16 protein-coding genes and 1 pseudogene are annotated in these 17,935 nt (G+C 71.6%); 7 read left to right on the forward strand and 10 right to left on the reverse strand.

What is annotated here, in order from left to right; translation table 11 throughout:
- Positions 1-136: 136 nt before the first annotated feature.
- The 5 genes from N5875_RS31380 to N5875_RS31400 form a co-directional block, all read right to left on the reverse strand.
- Positions 137-1,042, reverse strand: a complete 906-nt coding sequence (locus N5875_RS31380) for a sigma factor (RefSeq protein ID WP_338497553.1) — start codon at positions 1,040-1,042, stop codon at positions 137-139.
- 192 nt (positions 1,043-1,234) lie between these two features.
- On the reverse strand, positions 1,235-2,689 hold the full coding sequence (gene argG / locus N5875_RS31385; protein ID WP_338497555.1) for an argininosuccinate synthase: 1,455 nt from the start codon (positions 2,687-2,689) through the stop codon (positions 1,235-1,237).
- 89 nt (positions 2,690-2,778) lie between these two features.
- Complete coding sequence (locus tag N5875_RS31390; RefSeq protein WP_318206852.1) at positions 2,779-3,378, reverse strand: dihydrofolate reductase family protein; 600 nt, start codon at positions 3,376-3,378, stop codon at positions 2,779-2,781.
- Positions 3,375-4,292, reverse strand: coding sequence for a metalloregulator ArsR/SmtB family transcription factor (locus N5875_RS31395; protein ID WP_338497557.1), 918 nt, complete (start codon positions 4,290-4,292; stop codon positions 3,375-3,377). The genes N5875_RS31390 and N5875_RS31395 overlap by 4 nt, the downstream gene beginning before the upstream one ends.
- 466 nt (positions 4,293-4,758) lie before the next feature.
- Positions 4,759-5,091: a hypothetical protein gene (locus N5875_RS31400; protein WP_318206850.1), complete on the reverse strand. Its 333-nt coding sequence runs from the start codon at positions 5,089-5,091 to the stop codon at positions 4,759-4,761.
- 553 nt (positions 5,092-5,644) lie between these two features.
- Between N5875_RS31400 and N5875_RS31405 the strand changes: the two are divergent.
- Positions 5,645-6,028: pseudogene (locus N5875_RS31405) on the forward strand (transposase); the annotation flags it as partial.
- A 30-nt stretch (positions 6,029-6,058) separates the two neighbouring features.
- Here the strand turns inward: N5875_RS31405 and N5875_RS31410 are convergent.
- The gene (locus N5875_RS31410; protein ID WP_318206849.1) at positions 6,059-6,634 is read right to left on the reverse strand and encodes a hypothetical protein; all 576 of its coding nucleotides are present in this window, start codon (positions 6,632-6,634) and stop codon (positions 6,059-6,061) included.
- A gap of 820 nt (positions 6,635-7,454) precedes the next feature.
- Between N5875_RS31410 and argC the strand changes: the two genes are divergently transcribed.
- From argC to N5875_RS31435, 5 genes are all read left to right on the forward strand, one after another.
- Positions 7,455-8,483 (forward strand): N-acetyl-gamma-glutamyl-phosphate reductase, encoded by a 1,029-nt coding sequence (gene argC, locus N5875_RS31415; protein WP_318206848.1) that lies wholly within the window; start codon positions 7,455-7,457, stop codon positions 8,481-8,483.
- 88 nt (positions 8,484-8,571) lie between these two features.
- Positions 8,572-9,750 carry a bifunctional glutamate N-acetyltransferase/amino-acid acetyltransferase ArgJ gene (gene argJ, locus N5875_RS31420; RefSeq protein ID WP_318206847.1) on the forward strand — a complete coding sequence of 393 codons (1,179 nt, stop codon included), beginning with the start codon at positions 8,572-8,574 and terminating at the stop codon, positions 9,748-9,750.
- Positions 9,747-10,670 (forward strand): acetylglutamate kinase, encoded by a 924-nt coding sequence (gene argB / locus N5875_RS31425; RefSeq protein WP_318206846.1) that lies wholly within the window; start codon positions 9,747-9,749, stop codon positions 10,668-10,670. Before argJ ends, argB begins: the two co-directional genes overlap by 4 nt.
- Positions 10,670-11,869: an acetylornithine transaminase gene (locus N5875_RS31430; protein ID WP_318206845.1), complete on the forward strand. Its 1,200-nt coding sequence runs from the start codon at positions 10,670-10,672 to the stop codon at positions 11,867-11,869. Before argB ends, N5875_RS31430 begins: the two co-directional genes overlap by 1 nt.
- A gap of 7 nt (positions 11,870-11,876) precedes the next feature.
- Complete coding sequence (locus tag N5875_RS31435) at positions 11,877-12,407, forward strand: arginine repressor (RefSeq protein ID WP_318206844.1); 531 nt, start codon at positions 11,877-11,879, stop codon at positions 12,405-12,407.
- A gap of 5 nt (positions 12,408-12,412) precedes the next feature.
- Here the strand turns inward: N5875_RS31435 and N5875_RS31440 are convergent, their stop codons facing one another.
- The 3 genes from N5875_RS31440 to N5875_RS31450 form a co-directional block, all read right to left on the reverse strand.
- The gene (locus tag N5875_RS31440) at positions 12,413-13,105 is read right to left on the reverse strand and encodes a L,D-transpeptidase family protein (RefSeq protein ID WP_318206843.1); all 693 of its coding nucleotides are present in this window, start codon (positions 13,103-13,105) and stop codon (positions 12,413-12,415) included.
- Positions 13,106-13,153: 48 nt separating this feature from the next.
- Positions 13,154-13,753 carry a pyridoxamine 5'-phosphate oxidase family protein gene (locus tag N5875_RS31445; RefSeq protein ID WP_318206842.1) on the reverse strand — a complete coding sequence of 200 codons (600 nt, stop codon included), beginning with the start codon at positions 13,751-13,753 and terminating at the stop codon, positions 13,154-13,156.
- 66 nt (positions 13,754-13,819) lie between these two features.
- Positions 13,820-15,748, reverse strand: coding sequence for a hypothetical protein (locus N5875_RS31450; protein WP_338497561.1), 1,929 nt, complete (start codon positions 15,746-15,748; stop codon positions 13,820-13,822).
- Positions 15,749-15,945: 197 nt separating this feature from the next.
- Here N5875_RS31450 and argH point away from each other — a divergent pair, with 197 nt between their 5' ends.
- Positions 15,946-17,373: an argininosuccinate lyase gene (gene argH / locus N5875_RS31455; protein WP_338497563.1), complete on the forward strand. Its 1,428-nt coding sequence runs from the start codon at positions 15,946-15,948 to the stop codon at positions 17,371-17,373.
- A gap of 38 nt (positions 17,374-17,411) precedes the next feature.
- Here the strand turns inward: argH and N5875_RS31460 are convergent, their stop codons facing one another.
- Complete coding sequence (locus N5875_RS31460; protein ID WP_338497565.1) at positions 17,412-17,921, reverse strand: HAD domain-containing protein; 510 nt, start codon at positions 17,919-17,921, stop codon at positions 17,412-17,414.
- Between the last annotated feature and the right edge of the window lie 14 nt (positions 17,922-17,935).

Genomic DNA, 17,935 nt, shown 5'->3' on the forward strand with positions numbered 1-17,935 from the left:
CACACGGGTGGCGTGGGTGCGGGTCCTCAGCTAGGAGATTCGGGGCGTGGACATGCTGTCGAGGCTAACGGAGGAGCGGCTCCGACGCACCGGACTTTCGTCCCGGCCCCGCCCCTCCGCCCGGTCCCGCCGCCCGTCACCCGTCGGGAAATGCCAGGTGCAGGGCGCGCACCCGGTCCTCCCCTGTGGTGACGGACACGGTGACGATCCGGTCCCGGCGGAGGGTGCACGCGACGGCGGAGACGGGCCGCCCGTCGACGAAGGCGACCGCCCCGACGGCCCCGTCGACCAGCGCGGGCCGGGTCACCTCCGCGAACCGCGCGAACGCGGCCGCGCCCTCGGCGACGGCGGGCGCACCGTGCACGGGGCCGCGCTCGGAGTGGGCGATCACGTCCGGGTCGAGGACGGCCGCGAGCGTACGGGCGTCACGCGCGCGTGCGGCGGCCAGGAACAGGTCCACCACCGCCCGCTGCCGCCCGGTGCGGTCCTCGGTACGGGCCGCCCCATGGCCCCGGACCCGCTCCCGGGCCCGTCGGGCCAGCCGTGCCACCTCCTCGGGGGAGTCGCCGGTGATGCGGCCCGTCTCGTACGACGGCAGCCCGAACACGTCGTGCAGCACATAGGCGAGCCGCTCCTCGGCGTCCAGTGCGTCCAGTACGAGAAACAGCGCGAGCCACACGGACTCGCCCCCGACTCCGGGTGCGCTGCCGACTTCGGGCCCGCTGCCGACTTCGGGCCCGCTCCCGGACCCGGGCCTGCTCCCGGCTCCGGGGCCGCCCCCGGCTCCGGCCGCGCCCCTGTGACCGGGCCCGTGGCCCGCCCGCCGCTTCTGGAGCCCCCGTACGCACTCCCGCGTGACCAGGGCCGTCAGCCAGCCCCGTACGGACGCCCCGTCCTCCCGCCCCAGCCCCGCCCGCACCGCCGCGAGCGCCTCCTCGGCCTCGGCCGGCGAGCCCGTCATCCGCAGGGCCACACGCCGCAGTTGTTCCTCGTGGGCGTCGAAACGCCTGTCCAGGGCGGTCGGGAAGGTGTCGTCGTGCATGGCGCCTCACTCCTCATCGGTTCCGTCACCGCGTTGACGCGGGCGCCCACCGCGATGTGACAGCACCGTCCGCCGCCGGCGGAGTCAGCCCCGTACCGGCTGCCCTGGAGACGGAAAAGACCGGCTCGACGCGGGGGACGTCGAGCCGGCCTTCCGGGGGTGCCGAGCGCGTGGCGCTCGACCGGGGATGGGTCAGTCGGTGCCGAACTCCATCGCGGCGCGGTCCAGCATCTCGTCCTCGTCGGTGGCCTCGCCGCGGGACGCGATGGCCTCCGCGCCGCCCTCCGGGAGCTCCGTCAGGGTGCCGATCAGCCCGGTCGCGGCCGCCTGGGCGGCGCCGACGGCGGGGCTGCCGGTGCCGAGCAGGCCGAGGCCGGCGTACTGCTCCAGCTTGGCGCGCGAGTCGGCGATGTCGAGGTTCCGCATGGTGAGCTGGCCGATCCGGTCCACCGGGCCGAAGGCCGAGTCCTCGGTGCGCTCCATGGACAGCTTGTCCGGGTGGTAGCTGAACGCCGGGCCCGTCGTGTCGAGGATCGAGTAGTCCTCGCCGCGCCGCAGCCGCAGGGTCACCTCGCCGGTGACGGCCGCGCCGACCCAGCGCTGGAGCGACTCCCGCACCATCAGTGCCTGCGGGTCCAGCCACCGGCCCTCGTACATCAGCCGGCCGAGACGCCGGCCCTCGTTGTGGTACTGAGCGAGGGTGTCCTCGTTGTGGATCGCGTTGACCAGTCGCTCGTACGCCGCGTGCAGCAGGGCCATGCCGGGCGCCTCGTAGATACCGCGGCTCTTGGCCTCGATGATCCGGTTCTCGATCTGGTCCGACATGCCCATGCCGTGGCGGCCGCCGATGGCGTTGGCCTCCATGACGAGGTCGACGGCGGAGGCGAACTCCTTGCCGTTGATGGACACCGGCCGGCCCTGCGCGAAGCCGATCGTGACGTCCTCGGTGTCGATCTCGACCGACGGGTCCCAGAAGCGGACGCCCATGATCGGCTCGACGGTCTCCACGCCGGTGTCGAGGTGCTCCAGCGTCTTGGCCTCGTGGGTGGCACCCCAGATGTTGGCGTCGGTGGAGTACGCCTTCTCCGTGCTGTCGCGGTACGGCAGGTCGTGGGCGACCAGCCACTCCGACATCTCCTTGCGGCCGCCGAGCTCCGTCACGAAGTCCGCGTCCAGCCAGGGCTTGTAGATCCGCAGGTGCGGGTTGGCGAGCAGACCGTAGCGGTAGAACCGCTCGATGTCGTTGCCCTTGAAGGTCGAGCCGTCGCCCCAGATCTGGACGTTGTCCTCGAGCATCGCCCGCACGAGGAGGGTGCCGGTGACGGCACGGCCGAGCGGCGTGGTGTTGAAGTACGCGCGGCCGCCGGAGCGGATGTGGAACGCCCCGCAGGTGAGTGCGGCAAGCCCCTCCTCGACCAGCGCGGCACGGCAGTCGACCAGGCGCGCGATCTCGGCACCGTAGGTCTTGGCGCGGCCGGGCACCGAGGCGATGTCGGGCTCGTCGTACTGGCCGATGTCGGCGGTGTAGGTGCACGGGATGGCGCCCTTGTCGCGCATCCATGCGACCGCGACGGAGGTGTCGAGGCCGCCGGAGAAGGCGATGCCGACGCGCTCGCCGGCGGGCAGGGAGGTGAGGACCTTGGACATAGGAAGAGTATGCATCATCGCGCATGGTCATGCAAAGGGGGTCGCTGGACGAGTGTGGAATCGCCTGCTCTGCCCGGTGACGGAACCGGTCAGCGGACCCGGTCGTAGATCAGGGCCATCTCGCCGAGCTCGCCGGTCTCCTTGCTGCTGAGCCGCCACCGCGAGCCGGGCAGGCCGTCGTCGAACAGCCTCTGCCCGCTCCCGGCGATCTCCGGGCAGATCAGCAGGTACAGCCGGTCCACCAGGTCCGCGGCGAGAAGCGCCCTGGTGATGCTCGGGCTGGTGTTGATCAGGATGTCGCCCTCGCCGTGGCCCCTGAGTCCGGCGACGACCTCGGCGGCCGGGGCGTTCACCACGCGGGCGCGTTCCCACGGGGATTCGGTCAGGGTGGTCGAGAGGACCACCTTCTCCGTGTCGACGAGCCACTTCGCGTAGCCGCGGTCGCGCGGGTCGGCGTTCTCGTCGGCCGCGACCGCCGGCCAGTACCCCAGGAAGCCCTCGGCGTTGACGCGGCCGAGCAGTGAGGTCGTGGCGTTCTCCCAGATGCGGGTGAGGTGGTTCCGGGCGACCTCGGTGGTCGCGTACGGGACGATCGCGGAGAGGTCCAGCGGCCCGCCGGGGCCGTTGTAGCGCCCGTCGAGGGTGAGGGCGATGTTGGCGGTCACTTTGCGACCGGTGGGGCTGGTCATGGCTGTACCTGCTTTCCTTCGGTGCGGGGTGAGGTGGGGGACGAGGTGCGAGTCGAGGCGCGGGACGAGGTGGGGGGAGCGGCCGGGGGTGCGTCGGAGGTGACGGCGGTGGCGAGCTTGTCGAGGCACTGGCCGAAGCCGATCTCGATGCCCGCGATGAAGTCGGCGGATTCCACCGTGCTGTCGGCGATCGAGTAGTGGACGTCGAGATCCGTGCCTGCGCCGGTGGGCCGGAGGTCGAGGTCGACGCGGGCCGTGAAGGCGGCGCCGCCGTCGGGGAGCCGGGGCGAGAGCCGGTACGTGAGCCGCTCGCCGGGGCGGGCGACCTCGACGACGCCCTCACCGCGCCCGGCGACCGGGTCGGAGCCTTCGGTGTCGTCGACGTCGCGGTACTCCAGGACGATCCGCCCGCCGGGCCTGGCGTCGAAGACGAGGTCCGAGACGCGGAGGTCGTCGGGCGTCCACCAACGGGCGAGCAGGGGGGTCTCGGTCAGATGGCGCCAGACCGCGCCGGGGTCCCCGGCCAGTGACCGGTGGAACCGGAACGAACGGTCGTCGGCCCATCCCGGGCTCTCCGCCGCGAGCCGCTCGCTCGCGAGGCTGAGCCCGTACCGGTCGTACGTCTCGCGCGACCCGCCGGCCTGGTCGGCGGTGTCGGCGAGCCGCCCGAGCGTGGCCGCCAGATCCCGCAGAGGGCCGGGCCGGAGGGCGTAGACCCGGCGCTGTCCGGAGCGCTGGGAGGTGACGACCCCGGCCCGCTCGAGCGTCTGCAGGTGCTTGGTCGTCTGCGGCTGCCGCGCCTCGGCGAGCTGGGCGAGCACGCCGACGGGGCGGGGTCGCTCGGCCAGCAGGCGCACGAGGCGCCAGCGGACCGGGTCGGCCAGTGCGGCGAGGAGCGGGTCTGCGTCGTCCATGGGGGCAAGTATTCTCCGGTGAGAATATTCCTGTCAAGGAATATGCCCAGCCCGCCGTTCGCGACCCCGCGGTTCCGCTGCTGTCCGTTGTTCGAGTGGCCATCGGAGGGCTCCCGTCCGGCGGGCCGGAACGGGGGCAATCTGTCGTGGTGCGGCCCGGTTGTGACTGAGCGCTCTACTGGGCCAGTGCGTCATCCGCACGTAGAAGGCGTCCCGCGGTCCGGCATTTGCTACGGCCGAGAGGAAGGAGAGTCCGCTGTCGACCGGGAAGTCGATGAGCATCCTGCCGCGGCGGGACTCCACCCACTCCGCCATGTGCGGCAACTTCGCTGGCCGATCCGCGTTGCTCTCGGCCAGGTCCTGGCAGCAGGCGAACGTGTCGATGCCACACTCCCGGATCGCCTGGATAGCTGGTGCGAGCTGCAACCGGCCGCGCACCCGCTGGCCGGACACCCTCTGGGAGCGCTCAGCTCCTCAACGACTGCACCACGACCGCCGCCGACAGCAGGAGTCCGGCACCGGCCATCACCTTGGCGGCGGTCGGGCGTTCGCGCGGGTCCGCCCCGGTGGCCAGCAGGAGCTGCAGAGCCGAGGGGAAGAACAGGAACATGCCGGCCATGGCGCCGATGAACGACCACAGCACCAGCAGCGCCGCGATGGCGCCCGCGACGTAGGCGAAGCCGGACGGCCGGGCGTACAGGAACAACGGCACGGAGACCACCGCGGCGGTCGCGAAGGCGAGCGCCTGGATGCCGGAACCCGCGAACCACACGATCAGCACCGGTAGGGGGGTGACCACGGCGCACAGCACGAGGCCGAACTGCCATGGATGAATACTCGCTCGCGCAGCGGCCTGCATGATCAACCCCCGGACTCGATGACTTGAACGCGTTCAAGCTACCGGATCCGGGGCGTGCTACGTCAGGGGGTGCACCGGCCAGCTGGACCGCTCGGCGGGCCGACTCAAGCGCCAAGGGGCCGACTCGGCCGCTCATTCTCAAGGTGTGTGACTGAGCCCTCGACTTGGCCCGTCTGGCCAAGTGGAGCGCTCAGCTGGAGCCCGCATCCAGAGCGATCCGTTCGGAAGCCGGCGACCCACCGTGCTTCAGTCAGCGGGGGCAGGCGGCACCGTACGGCCTGCGATGTGTTCGCGGAGGCGCCGGGTCGGTTCCGGCAGCTCGTAGGCAGGCAAGCTGACCGCGCCGCCTGTCCGCCACAACCTGAGTTCAACCATTGAGCCTTTCCAATCTGCCGCGCCGGCTCGGTAGTTGGCGTAACAGAGGAGTGAAGCCTGCGATCGGCACGGTTCACGACGAAGATCACCTTGCCGACCAGGCGCTTCATGCGACGCTCAGCGCCGGACTCTGGAGTCCTGGATCAACGTCCTGCTGGAGGCTCACCCTCTTGCCCTCGGGTCCAGGCGCCGATACCCGGCGACGGTGACGGTGACCAGCACCCCCACCGCCGCCCAGCTCGCCTGCTACGCCGGCCTCGCCCCGACCATGAGGTCGTCAGGGGCCTCCATCCACGGCGCACACGCACCCCGAGGCTGCAACCGGCACCTCGAACGGGCGATGTTCCTTGACGTCTTCGCCTGTACGAATACCAGATCCGGCCTCCCGCGCCTCCTACGACAAGCAACGCGCCCGCGTGAAACCCACACCCAGGCCCTCCTCTGCCTCGCCCGCCAACGCATCAGCGGCTTGTTCGCCATGCTCCGAGCATCACCGGGTTGAGCGGGGGAGGACGCACTAACTCCGGCTCCCTCAGAGTTTGCCTTCCATGAGAACTGTGCGATGCCCCCCAAGCGCGCGGGAGAGACCTTCGAGGAACCCGGGGCTGAAGTCGGGCCAGTCCCAGAACTCGAAACCGAGATACCCGAAGGCGAAGTAGTCATCCGACCAGGTCCACGCAGTCAGGTCACCGGGGCGTCGACAACGCAGGCAGGCGACTGCCGCGCTGCCTGTGTCGCTCCAGGCGCTGATGGCCTCACCGAAGGGTTCCCACGCACCCTCGATCTCCTCCAGCCGGTCGGTGTAGAAATCCGCCCGCCCGGCACAATGGGGGCACACCGCGAACATGGGTTCGCCCTGACCGCAGTTGAATACGGTGCGGCTGGTCTCGATCCTGAGTCCGTCGCTGGGCTCCCAGTCCTCCTGACCGACCGCCTTGGCCCAGGAGGATCCGGGCGGATGCCCCGACGGCGCCCCGAGAACACAGTCGGTGAGCTCGGCCCGAACTATCCCCTCCCTGACCAGCCAGCCGAGTCCGCTGTCTGCCAGGGCGTGGGCGTCCGCTTGCGTGGCGTCGAGGTCGACGACGGTCTGAAAATAGTTCCCCATGAGGCAACACTAGAAGCAGCCACCGACAGCACGTCACTGGACCCATTCATTGGATCCGGCAGAACAAGGTGCCCTTCTACCAGCAGATGAAGCCGCTTCTCGACGCCTGCGCCGCCCAGGTCCCCCGAGCCGTCAACGCTGCCCGCTCAAGTCGCCAATCCGCACGCTCACTCGCCAGCTGAAGCGCTCCGTCGCACTTACCCGCTGTGACTGAGCGCTGTAGTTGGCCCGTCTGGTCAACTACAGCGCTCAGCAACTTGGCGTACGCGGACTGGGTCAGCGCTCAGCCAAGGCCGGGCAGCCCACCAGGCAGAGCGCCGGTAACCGCGTCGGTCGGCAGGCCACCCTTGGCCGCGTCTCCAGCGACCGGCAGGCCCCCGAGGAGATCAGCACCGGGCAGCCCGCCGCCGACCGGCGGTGTGTCAGCCCCGATTCCCGGGGCAGCGTTGGCGATCCCGGCGAAGGCCAGGATGGGAGCGGCGAGGGCAAGAACGGCGACTGCGCGCCTAGAGGTCTTCATGCCAGGTGAACGATCTTCGTCTGATGGGGGCACGGTCCCGGCCGCCGCGGAAGAGGTGAAAAGGCCAGCCACCAGCACATACGACCGCCACGAGTCCTGGTCAAGGTTCCGTGAAACCCATAACGCAACGTGCTTCGACCCTGCCCGGCGGGCCATCCATAGCGCTCACCTCGGGCCGACTAGAACGCTCGGGGGCCAACCATCCCACTCGGTCACAAGGTGACGGCCGCCCGCCCGGAGTGTCGTTGCATAAAAGTGCGGAGCCACGTATAGTCATGCCATCCATGAGGAGGGTTTTCGATGACGGTACGAGTAGCAGTGGCGGGTGCGAGCGGATACGCGGGCGGAGAGCTCCTGCGTCTTCTTCTCGCCCACCCCCACGTGGAGATCGGCGCCCTGACCGGCCACTCCAACGCCGGCCAGCGGCTCGGGGCCCTGCAGCCCCACCTGCTGCCGCTCGCGGACCGCGTCCTCGTGCCCACCACCGCCGAAGAGCTCGCCGGGCACGATGTCGTCTTCCTCGCCCTGCCGCACGGCCAGTCCGCCGCCGTCGCCGAACAGCTCGGCCCGGACGTCCTCGTCGTCGACATGGGCGCCGACTTCCGGCTCGAGGAGCCCGCGGACTGGGAGACGTACTACGGCTCCCCGCACGCCGGCACCTGGCCGTACGGCCTCCCCGAACTGCCGGGTGCCCGCGCCGCCCTCGAAGGGTCCAAGCGGGTCGCCGTGCCCGGCTGCTACCCCACCGCCGTCTCGCTCGCGCTCTTCCCCGCGTACGAGAACGGGCTCGCCGAGCCCGAGGCCGTGATCGTCGCCGCCTCCGGTACCTCCGGCGCCGGCAAGGCGGCCAAGCCGCACCTGCTCGGCAGCGAGGTCATGGGCAGCATGTCGCCGTACGGCGTCGGCGGCGGCCACCGGCACACCCCCGAGATGATCCAGAACCTCAGCGGACCGGCGGGGGAGCGGGTCACCGTCTCCTTCACGCCGACCCTCGCGCCGATGCCGCGCGGCATCCTCGCCACCTGCACCGCCACCGCGAAGCCGGGCGTCACCGCCGAGACCGTACGGGCCGCGTACGAGAAGGCCTTCGCGGACGAGCCGTTCGTCCATCTGCTCCCCGAGGGGCAGTGGCCGGCGACCGCGTCCGTCTACGGCTCCAACGCCGTTCAGGTGCAGGTCGCGTACGACGCGGCGGCGAACCGGATCATCGCGATCAGCGCCATCGACAACCTCACCAAGGGCACCGCCGGCGGCGCGGTGCAGAGCATGAACATCGCCCTCGGCCTCCCCGAGAGCACCGGACTTTCCACGATCGGAGTGGCGCCGTGAGCGACGCACGCGCAGCCACCGGTCTGCAGACGACGACGAAGCCCGCACCTCTGCGCTGCGCGGGCGGAGAAGCGAACGGAGAAACACAGTGAGCGTCACCGCAGCGAAGGGATTCACGGCAGCGGGCATCGCCGCCGGGATCAAGCAGAACGGCAACCCGGATCTGGCCCTCGTGGTCAACACCGGGCCCCGCCGCGCCGCCGCGGGAGTCTTCACCTCCAACCGCGTCAAGGCTGCCCCCGTCGTCTGGTCGCAGCAGGTCCTCGCCGACGGCGAACTGACCGCCGTCGTCCTCAACTCCGGCGGTGCCAACGCCTGCACCGGCCCCCAGGGCTTCCAGGACACCCACGCCACCGCCGAGAAGGTCGCCGAGGTCCTCAGCGCCAAGGGCACGGACGTCGGCGCCGGCGAGGTCGCCGTCGCCTCCACCGGCCTCATCGGTCTGCTGCTCCCCATGGACAAGCTCCTCCCCGGTGTCGAGAAGGCCGCAGCCGAGCTGTCCGAGCACGGCGGCGAGAAGGCCGCCATCGCCATCAAGACCACCGACACCGTCCACAAGACCGCCGTGGTCACGAAGGACGGGCCCGGCGGCAGCTGGACGGTCGGCGGCATGGCCAAGGGCGCGGGCATGCTCGCCCCCGGTCTGGCCACCATGCTCGTCGTCCTCACCACCGACGCCGACGTCGACAGCGCGGGCCTGGACAGCGCCCTCCGGGGCGCCACCCGCGTCACCTTCGACCGGGTCGACTCCGATGGCTGCATGTCCACCAACGACACCGTCCTCCTCCTCGCCTCCGGCTCCTCCGGCGTCACCCCGGAGCAGGACGCGTTCACCGGGGCCGTACGGGAGGTCTGCGACGACCTCGCCCGTCAGCTCATCGGCGACGCCGAGGGCGCCAGCAAGGACATCCGTATCGAGGTGATCAACGCCGCCACCGAGGACGACGCCGTCGAGGTGGGCCGGTCCATCGCCCGTAACAACCTCCTCAAGTGCGCCATCCACGGCGAGGACCCCAACTGGGGCCGGGTGCTCTCCGCCATCGGCACGACGGCGGCGGCCTTCGAGCCCGACGAGCTCAACGTCGCCATCAACGGCGTCTGGGTCTGCAAGAACGGCTCCGTCGGAGAGGACCGCGACCTCGTCGACATGCGCTACCGGGAGGTCACCATCACCGCCGACCTCGCCGCCGGCACCGAGTCCGCCGTCATCTGGGCGAACGACCTCACCGCCGACTACGTCCACGAGAACAGCGCGTACTCCTCATGAGCGACCCCAGGAACCCGGTGGAGAGCACGACCCGGAAGCACACCGCGCTCCCCAAGGCCCAGATCCTCATCGAGGCCCTGCCCTGGCTCACGCGGCACAACGGCAAGACGGTCGTCATCAAGTTCGGCGGCAACGCCATGATCGACGAGGACCTGAAGGCCGCCTTCGCCCAGGACGTCGTCTTCCTGCGCCAGGCCGGTCTCAAGCCGGTCGTCGTGCACGGCGGCGGCCCCCAGATCAGCGCCGCCCTCGACCGGCACGGCATCGTCAGCGAGTTCAAGGCGGGACTGCGGGTCACCACCGAGGACGCCATGGACGTCGTACGGATGGTCCTCGCCGGCCAGGTCCAGCGCGAGCTCGTCGGGCTGCTCAACCAGCACGGCCCGCTCGCCGTCGGTCTCACCGGCGAGGACGCCCACACCATCACCGCGACCAAGCACCAGCCGGTCATCGCCGGCGAGCAGGTCGACATCGGCCGGGTCGGTGAGATCACCGCCATCGACACCGGCGCCATCCAGGCGCTCCTGGAGGACGGCCGGATCCCGGTCATCTCCTCCATCGCCCGCTCCCAGGACGACGGACATGTCTACAACGTCAATGCTGATACGGCGGCTGCGGCTCTCGCTGCGGCGCTGGGCGCCGAGACGCTGATGGTCCTCACCGACGTCGAGGGCCTCTACGAGGACTGGCCGCACAGCGACGAGGTCATCAGCCGGCTCACCGCGAGCCAGCTGGAGAAGCTGCTGCCCGACCTCTCCAGCGGCATGGTCCCCAAGATGGAGGGCTGCCTGCACGCCGTACGCAACGGGGTCACCACGGCCCGCGTGATCGACGGCCGGGTCCAGCACTCGATCCTGCTGGAGATCTTCACCGACGAGGGCATCGGCACGATGGTCGTGCCGGACGGACAGGGGGACTGATGAGCGGCAACGAGGAACTCACCCAGCGGTGGCAGGGCTCGCTGATGAACAACTACGGCACCCCCCGGCTGCCCCTGGTCCGCGGTGAGGGCGCCAAGGTCTGGGACGCCGACGGCAACGCGTACCTGGACTTCGTCGGCGGCATCGCGGTGAACGCCCTCGGTCACGGCCACCCGGCGATCGTCGAGGCCGTCACCCGGCAGATCCAGACCCTCGGCCACGTCTCCAACCTCTTCGTCGCCGAGCCGCCCGTCGCGCTCGCCGAGCGGCTCCTCGCCCTCTTCGGCCGGCCCGGCAAGGTCTTCTTCTGCAACTCCGGCGCCGAGGCCGTCGAAGGCGCCTTCAAGCTCGGCAGGCTCACCGGCCGTTCCCACATGGTCGCCACCCAGGGTGGTTTCCACGGCCGGACCATGGGCTCACTCGCGCTCACCGGCCAGCCCGCCAAGCAGACCCCGTTCCTGCCGCTGCCCGGCGACGTGACACATGTGCCGTACGGGGACGTGGAGGCGCTCCGCGCCGCGGTCACCGAGGACACCGCCCTGGTGATCATCGAGCCCATCCAGGGCGAGAACGGCGTCGTCGTGCCGCCCGCCGGGTATCTCAAGGCGGCCCGGGAGATCACCCGCGCCACCGGCACCCTCCTCGTCCTCGACGAGGTGCAGACCGGCATCGGCCGCTGCGGTCACTGGTTCGAGTACCAGGCGCACGAGGGCGTCGAGCCCGATGTCGTGACCCTCGCCAAGGGCCTCGGCGGCGGCCTCCCGATCGGTGCGACCGTCGCCTTCGGCCCGGCGGCGGAGCTCTTCGGGCCCGGTCATCACGGCACCACCTTCGGCGGCAACCCGGTCGCCTGCGCCGCCGGAATCGCGGTTCTCGACACCCTCGGCGCCGACGCCGCCCTCGACCATGTGAAGGCGGTGGGGGAGCGGCTGAGGCAGGGAATCGAGGCCCTCGGGCACCCGCTGGTCTCCCACGTCCGTGGTGCGGGCCTCCTGCTGGGTATCGTGCTCACGGAGTCCCTCGCACCTCAGGTGCAGCAGGCGGCTCAGGACGCCGGCCTCCTGGTGAACGCGCCCGCCCCCGATGTCGTACGGATCATGCCTCCGCTGGTCCTCACCGACGCCGAGGCGGACGCCTTCCTCCAGGTCCTGCCCGGAGTCCTCGACGTGGCGAACGGGCAAGGACGAACCGGAGAATGAGACGACGATGACCGACGCGCAGGAGAACGAGCACGGAGGGCCGTCGGTTCCGCAGACCCGCACCGCTCGCCATCGCAGGATCGTCGACATCCTCAACCGGCAGCCGGTGCGCTCGCAGAGCCAGCTCGCCAAGCTCCTCGCGGACGACGGGCTGAGCGTCACCCAGGCGACGCTCTCCCGGGACCTCGACGAGCTGGGCGCGGTGAAGATCCGCAACACCGGCGGCGAGCTGATCTACGCGGTGCCCAGCGAGGGCGGTTTCCGCACCCCGCAGGCCCCGCTCGGCGAGTCCGCGAAGGAGGAGCGCATGCGGCGCCTCTCCGGCGAACTGCTGATCTCCGCCGAGGCCTCCGCCAATCTGGTGGTCCTGCGGACCCCGCCGGGCGCCGCCCAGTTCCTCGCGTCGGCCATCGACCAGGCCGAACTCCACGCGATCCTCGGCACGATCGCGGGCGACGACACCCTGCTGCTCATCAGCCGCGACCCGGCGGGCGGCCAGGCGCTCGCGGACCACTTGCTGATGCTGGCGCAGAAGTAGGCCGGTCAGTAGCGCGTGATCGCCGTCGGACCGCTCCGCGTGCCGACGGCGATGTGCGGCCGGCGCGCGGGATCGGCCCAGGCGAGCACCGCGCGCATCGCGTCCGCCGGGACGGAGACACAACCGGCGGTCGCCCCGCGCCCGTTGACGTGCAGGAAGATCCCGGCCCCGCGCCCGCGTACCGGCCGGTCGTAGTTGAAGCCGATGACGAGCCCGTACGCGTACTGCTGGCGGTACGTGACCATGTGCTCGGCCCGGGTCGCCCGGCAGTCCCGGGGCAGCCCCTCGACCCAGCGGTTGTACGAGCGGGAGTCGTTGTCCTGGCACCACCAGGACCGTCGGGTCACGCGCGTGTAGCGGTACGAGGTCCCCGCGGGCGCGGGCTCGATCCCGAAGGCGTACGGCAGCCGGTGGAGCCCGGTGGGCGTGGTCTTCGTGCCCTGCTTCCGCCGCCCGCCCTCGGCGAGCCCCTTCGCCCCGAACCGGGCGGGCGCCGACCCCGCCTTCACCCACCGCCCGCCGCGCCGGTCCCACCAGGTCAGGGTGCCCGTGGTGGAACCGGTCCCGGCGGCCTCGGCGGTGATCAGCTGGGAGCCGCCACCGGTGTCCGCCATACGCGCGGGCAACGGGGCGGGCGTGGGCGCGGCGACGCCGAGGGAGAGCAGGGCGGCGGCGCCGAGAGCGAGAAGGGTGCGCATGGGCGCGAGCCTAGGCCCGTGGTCCGTGCCCCCGCGCGCGTCACGGGGCTAACCGGCGGGCTGCGGCGGCAGCGGGAGCGGCAGTGCGGGGAGCCCGTCGAGGCTGGTCGCGATGTGCTCCTTGCGCTCGCAGTACGCGTTGAACTCCTCGTCGGTCTTCCGGTTGAAGTACTCGGCGTGCATCCCCCGGTCCTCCTGGTACTCCATCAGCGGGACGGCGAACCCGCAGGCGTCGCTGACCCGTCGCGCGTGCACGACGACGATCGCCCGCGCGCTGCCCTGCCCTTCGACGGCCTCGGCGGGGAACCGGGCGAACAGCTCCGCCCAGCGCGGGTCGTCCCGGAACACGGCCTCGCCGGTCCCGTGCACCCGCACCACGGTCGGCGGCCCGGAGAACGCCGTCCACATGAGGGTGATCCGCCCGTTGCCGGGCTCCCTCAGGTGCGCGACGGTCTCGGCGCTGCTGCCGCCGAAGTCCACGTAGGCGAGGGTCAGTTCGTCGAGCACGACGAGGGTGCCCCGGCGGCCCTTGGGGGAGAGGTTGACATGGCCGTCCCCGGCGAGGGGAGCGGTCGCGGTGAAGTACACCGGCTGGGCCTCGATGAAGGCACGGAGCCGTCCGTCGATCCGGTCATATGTTTTTCCCATGCCCCGGATTCTCCCGAACCGGCGGCCCCGGCGTTCAGACGTCTCGCCCGGTGATCCGGACGGACCTCAGCGCTCCCTCGCCGCCCGGTTCCGCCGCCGTATCTCCTGCTGCCAGCCGGGGAGTTCTGCGGAGTGACGCTCGACGAGCCGTCGGATCTCGTCCCCGTACGGGCCGCCGACCTCCTCCTCCAGCCGGCGCAGCACCCGGACGGCCCGTCCGCGCGCCACCCACCGCACCACGAAGTCGGGGTCGTCGGCCAGCCGCAGGGCGGCGAGCAGCGACCCGGCGTCGTCGTGACGGTCGATCAGGGCGAGACCGGCGGCGCGCTGGGCGGGCGGACGGCCGGGCGCCGCCAGATCGAGCACGAAGGGGAGCGGGAGCTCGGACGCGTGCCGCCCCACCACGCTCCTCGCCACATGGATCACCCGCGGCGCGGGGTCCTCCAGGAAGGGCACGGCCTCCCGCCAGTCGAATCCGTGCCGGGACCACAGCAGGTCCAGCGCCGCGGCCCGTACGGCTCCGTGTTCCGCCGTCAGCAACGGGCGCAGGGTCTCGGGACTCCGGCGCACGGCCCTGAGGACGGTGTTCCGCACGGTCGGGTCCGGGTCGTCGGCGAAGGCGACCGGCCCGTCGCCGGGCAGGGCGCCCAGCATCCGCAGCGCGGCGAGCGCCCGGGCACGTACCGGGCCCCGGGCGTGCCGGGTCAGGTCGCGGAAGAGCGGTACGTCCCCGGGGTCCCGCCGCTCGGCAAGGCCCGTGACCGCCGCCGGGGTGACGGCCGCCGGGTCGGCGCACAGGGCGTGGTACACGGTGGAGGGATCGGCTCCCACCGCCCCCAGCTCCCGGCGTGCCACGGCGCGCACCCGGGCGTGCGAGTCCGTCAGATGCCGGACGAGGTCGTCGCTCCGCCCTGCGGACCGCAACCGTTCCACGGCCGCCGCCCGGACGACGGCGTCACGCGCGGTCGACAGCGCGTCGAGGTAGGGGATCGGGTCGTGCTCGGTCAGCAGGGTGTCGAGGGCGTGCCGACGAGCCACCCGCTCGTGGTGGGAGACGGCGAGCCGCGCCAGGTCCTCGGGCCCGAGCAGGCCGGCGTCGAGGGCGGTGGCCAGGGCCGTGCGCCCGAGCGCGGGGTCCCGACGGCCGTCCATGAAGGCGTGGAACCGGGCGAGGGCGTCCTCGCGGGTCGGGCCGTCCCCCGCCTCCAGGGCCTGCCGGGTGAGCCGTAGCGCCGCACGCACCGCGTGCCCGGCGACGCTCACGTCGGCGTCCCGCTCGGCGATCGCGTACGCCTCGGCCACATCCAGCAGTCCCGCCGACGCTCCGGCCCTCACCCCGGCGCTACGGCACTCCCACCGGCGGCTCGCAAGCAGTTCGGCCACGGCCTCCGCCGGGGTTCCGCCGAGCCGGGAGACGACGGCCTCCCGCGCCCAGCCCCCGTACCGGCGCAGGTCGAGGAGCAGGGCGAGCGGCGCCAGGGCCCGCACGGCTGCGTCCTCGGCCCCGGCGAGCGCCCCGCCGAGGACCGCGCGGGCGAGTTCGCGGACCGTCCCGTCCGTGTCGGCGCACCGGATGAGGACGAGCGGCAGGGCGGCGCCGGGCAGCCCCCCGTCCCCGGCGAGCCGGAGCGCGGCCGCGCGGAGCCGGGGGTCGTCGTGGCAGAGGGCCAGCGCGATCTCGGACTCGGTAGGGGGCCCGGACCAGGCGACCCGGGCCGGGCGGCCGTCCGGTCCCGCCTCATGCCAGTGCGGGGCGATGGTCCAGTCGTTCAGTTCGTGGTCGTCGAACCAGTGGAAGCCGACCCGGACGCGGCCGCTCGACCGGCGAGGGCCCGGCTGCCAGGTCGAGATGCGGGCGCTCCGGTCGAGCCTCACCCAGTCCTCGGCGCGGCCCGCTCCCGCGGCGGAGACGATGCCCTTCCCGTGCAGCAGTCGTTCTCCGGGGGAGCGGTACTGGGTGGGCAGCAGGGGCGGCAGGGGTTCGGGCGGTGTCATGCGCCGGACTGTAGCGACGCCCCCTCGCCTTCCACCTGCGAATATTCCGTCCCTCGGGGGGCGGGACCGCAGCCGATTGACGAATCATGCAGAGTTCTGCATACTCATGCAGAACAATGGTCGCGAAGACTGATGATGGTCGCGAAGACCGACATGGTCGCGAAGACTGACATGGTCGCGAAGACTGAGGAGCAGCAGTGAGCAGCAGCAACGGTGATGTCCGGCTCTGGGGCGGACGGTTCGCCGACGGGCCCGCCGAGGCCCTGGCGAAGTTGTCCGCGTCGGTCCACTTCGACTGGCGTCTCGCGCCGTACGACATCGCCGGTTCCCGTGCCCACGCGCGCGTGCTGCACAAGGCCGGGCTCCTCACCGAGGACGAGCTGACCCGGATGCTCGCCGGCCTCGACCAGCTGGAGGCGGACGTCGCCGACGGCTCCCTCGTCGGCACCATCGCCGACGAGGACGTCCACACCGCCCTGGAGCGGGGCCTCCTGGAGCGCATCGGCCCGGACCTCGGCGGCAAGCTCCGCGCCGGCCGGTCCCGCAACGACCAGGTCGCCACCCTCTTCCGGATGTACCTGCGGGACCACGCCCGGATCATCGGCGGCCTCGTCGCCGACCTCCAGGACGCCCTCGTCGGCCTCGCCGAGGCGCACCCGGACGTCGCCATGCCCGGCCGTACGCACCTCCAGCACGCCCAGCCCGTGCTCTTCGCCCACCACGTCCTGGCCCACGCCCAGTCCCTCTCCCGGGACGCCGAGCGGCTGCGGCAGTGGGACACCCGGACGGCCGTCTCCCCGTACGGCTCCGGCGCCCTCGCCGGCTCCTCCCTCGGGCTCGACCCGGAGGCGGTCGCCAAGGACCTGGGCTTCGAGCGCGGCTCGGTCGGCAACTCGATCGACGGCACGGCCTCCCGCGACTTCGTCGCCGAGTTCGCCTTCATCACCGCGATGATCGGCATCAACCTCTCGCGGATCGCGGAGGAGATCATCATCTGGAACACGAAGGAGTTCTCCTTCGTGACCCTCCACGACGCCTTCTCCACCGGCTCGTCGATCATGCCGCAGAAGAAGAACCCCGACATCGCCGAGCTGGCTCGGGGCAAGTCCGGCCGCCTCATCGGCAACCTCTCCGGCCTGCTGGCCACGCTCAAGGCGCTCCCGCTCGCCTACAACCGTGACCTCCAGGAGGACAAGGAGCCGGTCTTCGACTCCTGCGACCAGCTGGAGGTCCTGCTCCCCGCCTTCACCGGCATGATGGCCACCCTCACCGTCAACCGGGAGCGCATGGAGGAGCTGGCCCCGGCGGGCTTCTCGCTCGCGACGGACATCGCGGAGTGGCTGGTCAAGCAGGGCGTGCCGTTCCGGGTGGCGCACGAGGTGGCCGGCGAGTGCGTGAAGGTGGCCGAGTCCGAGGGCAAGGAGCTGGACGAGCTGACGGACGAGCAGTTCGTGAAGATCTCCGAGCATCTGACGCCCGAGGTCCGCACCGTCCTCAACGTCCCCGGCGCCCTCGCCTCCCGCAACGGCCGCGGCGGCACCGCCCCCTCGGCGGTCGCCGTCCAGCTCGTCGAGGTCAAGGCGGACCTGGTGATCCAGCACGCCTGGGCCACCGCCAAGAAGTAGCCCCCACAGCCCCCACAGCCCCCGCAGCCCTCAGAACGTCACAGTGCCGCCGCCCACTCCGCGAGCGCGTCGAAGTCCGGCCGGAGCAGTCCGAGCCGGGGGTCGACGTGCAGCAACATGGCGGCGGCGAGGTGCTTCTGCTCCACGTACTCGTGGTCGTACGCGGTGATGTCGTCGTCCACCCAGGCGAACGGCCGCCCCGCCGCGTACTCCAGGATGTACTGCGTCTTCCAGAAGGTCCCGCGAGGGGCCTTTCCGTGCATCTGGGGCCAGTCGATGAACGGCAGTGCGGGCAGCCCGAGGTGCGGTCCTATCCAGTCGTTCGCCTCGCCCTTCCAGGTCGTCGCCCAGACCAGCTCGTACGACTCCGCCAGGGCGAGCAGCTCGCCCCCGTGCGCGGGGTTCAGCCACACCCGTAGCGGCTTCGTCTCGAACCAGCCGCCCGGCCGCATCCGGTGGGTCGTGTATCCCTCCGGGCGCCGCTCGCGCTGCGCCGCGTACGGATTCAACGGTCCGTCGACATCGATCAGCAGCAGTGGCTTCGTCATGATCACAGCATCCC

It is taken from the genome of Streptomyces sp. SJL17-4 (genome assembly GCF_036826855.1).
GTDB lineage: Bacteria > Actinomycetota > Actinomycetes > Streptomycetales > Streptomycetaceae > Streptomyces.

Bases quoted from the DNA above. Each gene is read 5' to 3' on its own strand.
- N5875_RS31380 (WP_338497553.1), bottom strand. From the start codon at position 1,042: ATGCACGACGACACCTTCCCGACCGCCCTGGACAGGCGTTTCGACGCC.
- argG (WP_338497555.1), bottom strand. From the start codon at position 2,689: ATGTCCAAGGTCCTCACCTCCCTGCCCGCCGGCGAGCGCGTCGGCATC.
- N5875_RS31390 (WP_318206852.1), bottom strand. From the start codon at position 3,378: ATGACCAGCCCCACCGGTCGCAAAGTGACCGCCAACATCGCCCTCACC.
- N5875_RS31395 (WP_338497557.1), bottom strand. From the start codon at position 4,292: ATGGACGACGCAGACCCGCTCCTCGCCGCACTGGCCGACCCGGTCCGC.
- N5875_RS31410 (WP_318206849.1), bottom strand. From the start codon at position 6,634: ATGGGGAACTATTTTCAGACCGTCGTCGACCTCGACGCCACGCAAGCG.
- argC (WP_318206848.1), top strand. From the start codon at position 7,455: ATGACGGTACGAGTAGCAGTGGCGGGTGCGAGCGGATACGCGGGCGGA.
- argB (WP_318206846.1), top strand. From the start codon at position 9,747: ATGAGCGACCCCAGGAACCCGGTGGAGAGCACGACCCGGAAGCACACC.
- N5875_RS31430 (WP_318206845.1), top strand. From the start codon at position 10,670: ATGAGCGGCAACGAGGAACTCACCCAGCGGTGGCAGGGCTCGCTGATG.
- N5875_RS31435 (WP_318206844.1), top strand. From the start codon at position 11,877: ATGACCGACGCGCAGGAGAACGAGCACGGAGGGCCGTCGGTTCCGCAG.
- N5875_RS31440 (WP_318206843.1), bottom strand. From the start codon at position 13,105: ATGCGCACCCTTCTCGCTCTCGGCGCCGCCGCCCTGCTCTCCCTCGGC.
- N5875_RS31445 (WP_318206842.1), bottom strand. From the start codon at position 13,753: ATGGGAAAAACATATGACCGGATCGACGGACGGCTCCGTGCCTTCATC.
- N5875_RS31450 (WP_338497561.1), bottom strand. From the start codon at position 15,748: ATGACACCGCCCGAACCCCTGCCGCCCCTGCTGCCCACCCAGTACCGC.
- N5875_RS31460 (WP_338497565.1), bottom strand. From the start codon at position 17,921: ATGACGAAGCCACTGCTGCTGATCGATGTCGACGGACCGTTGAATCCG.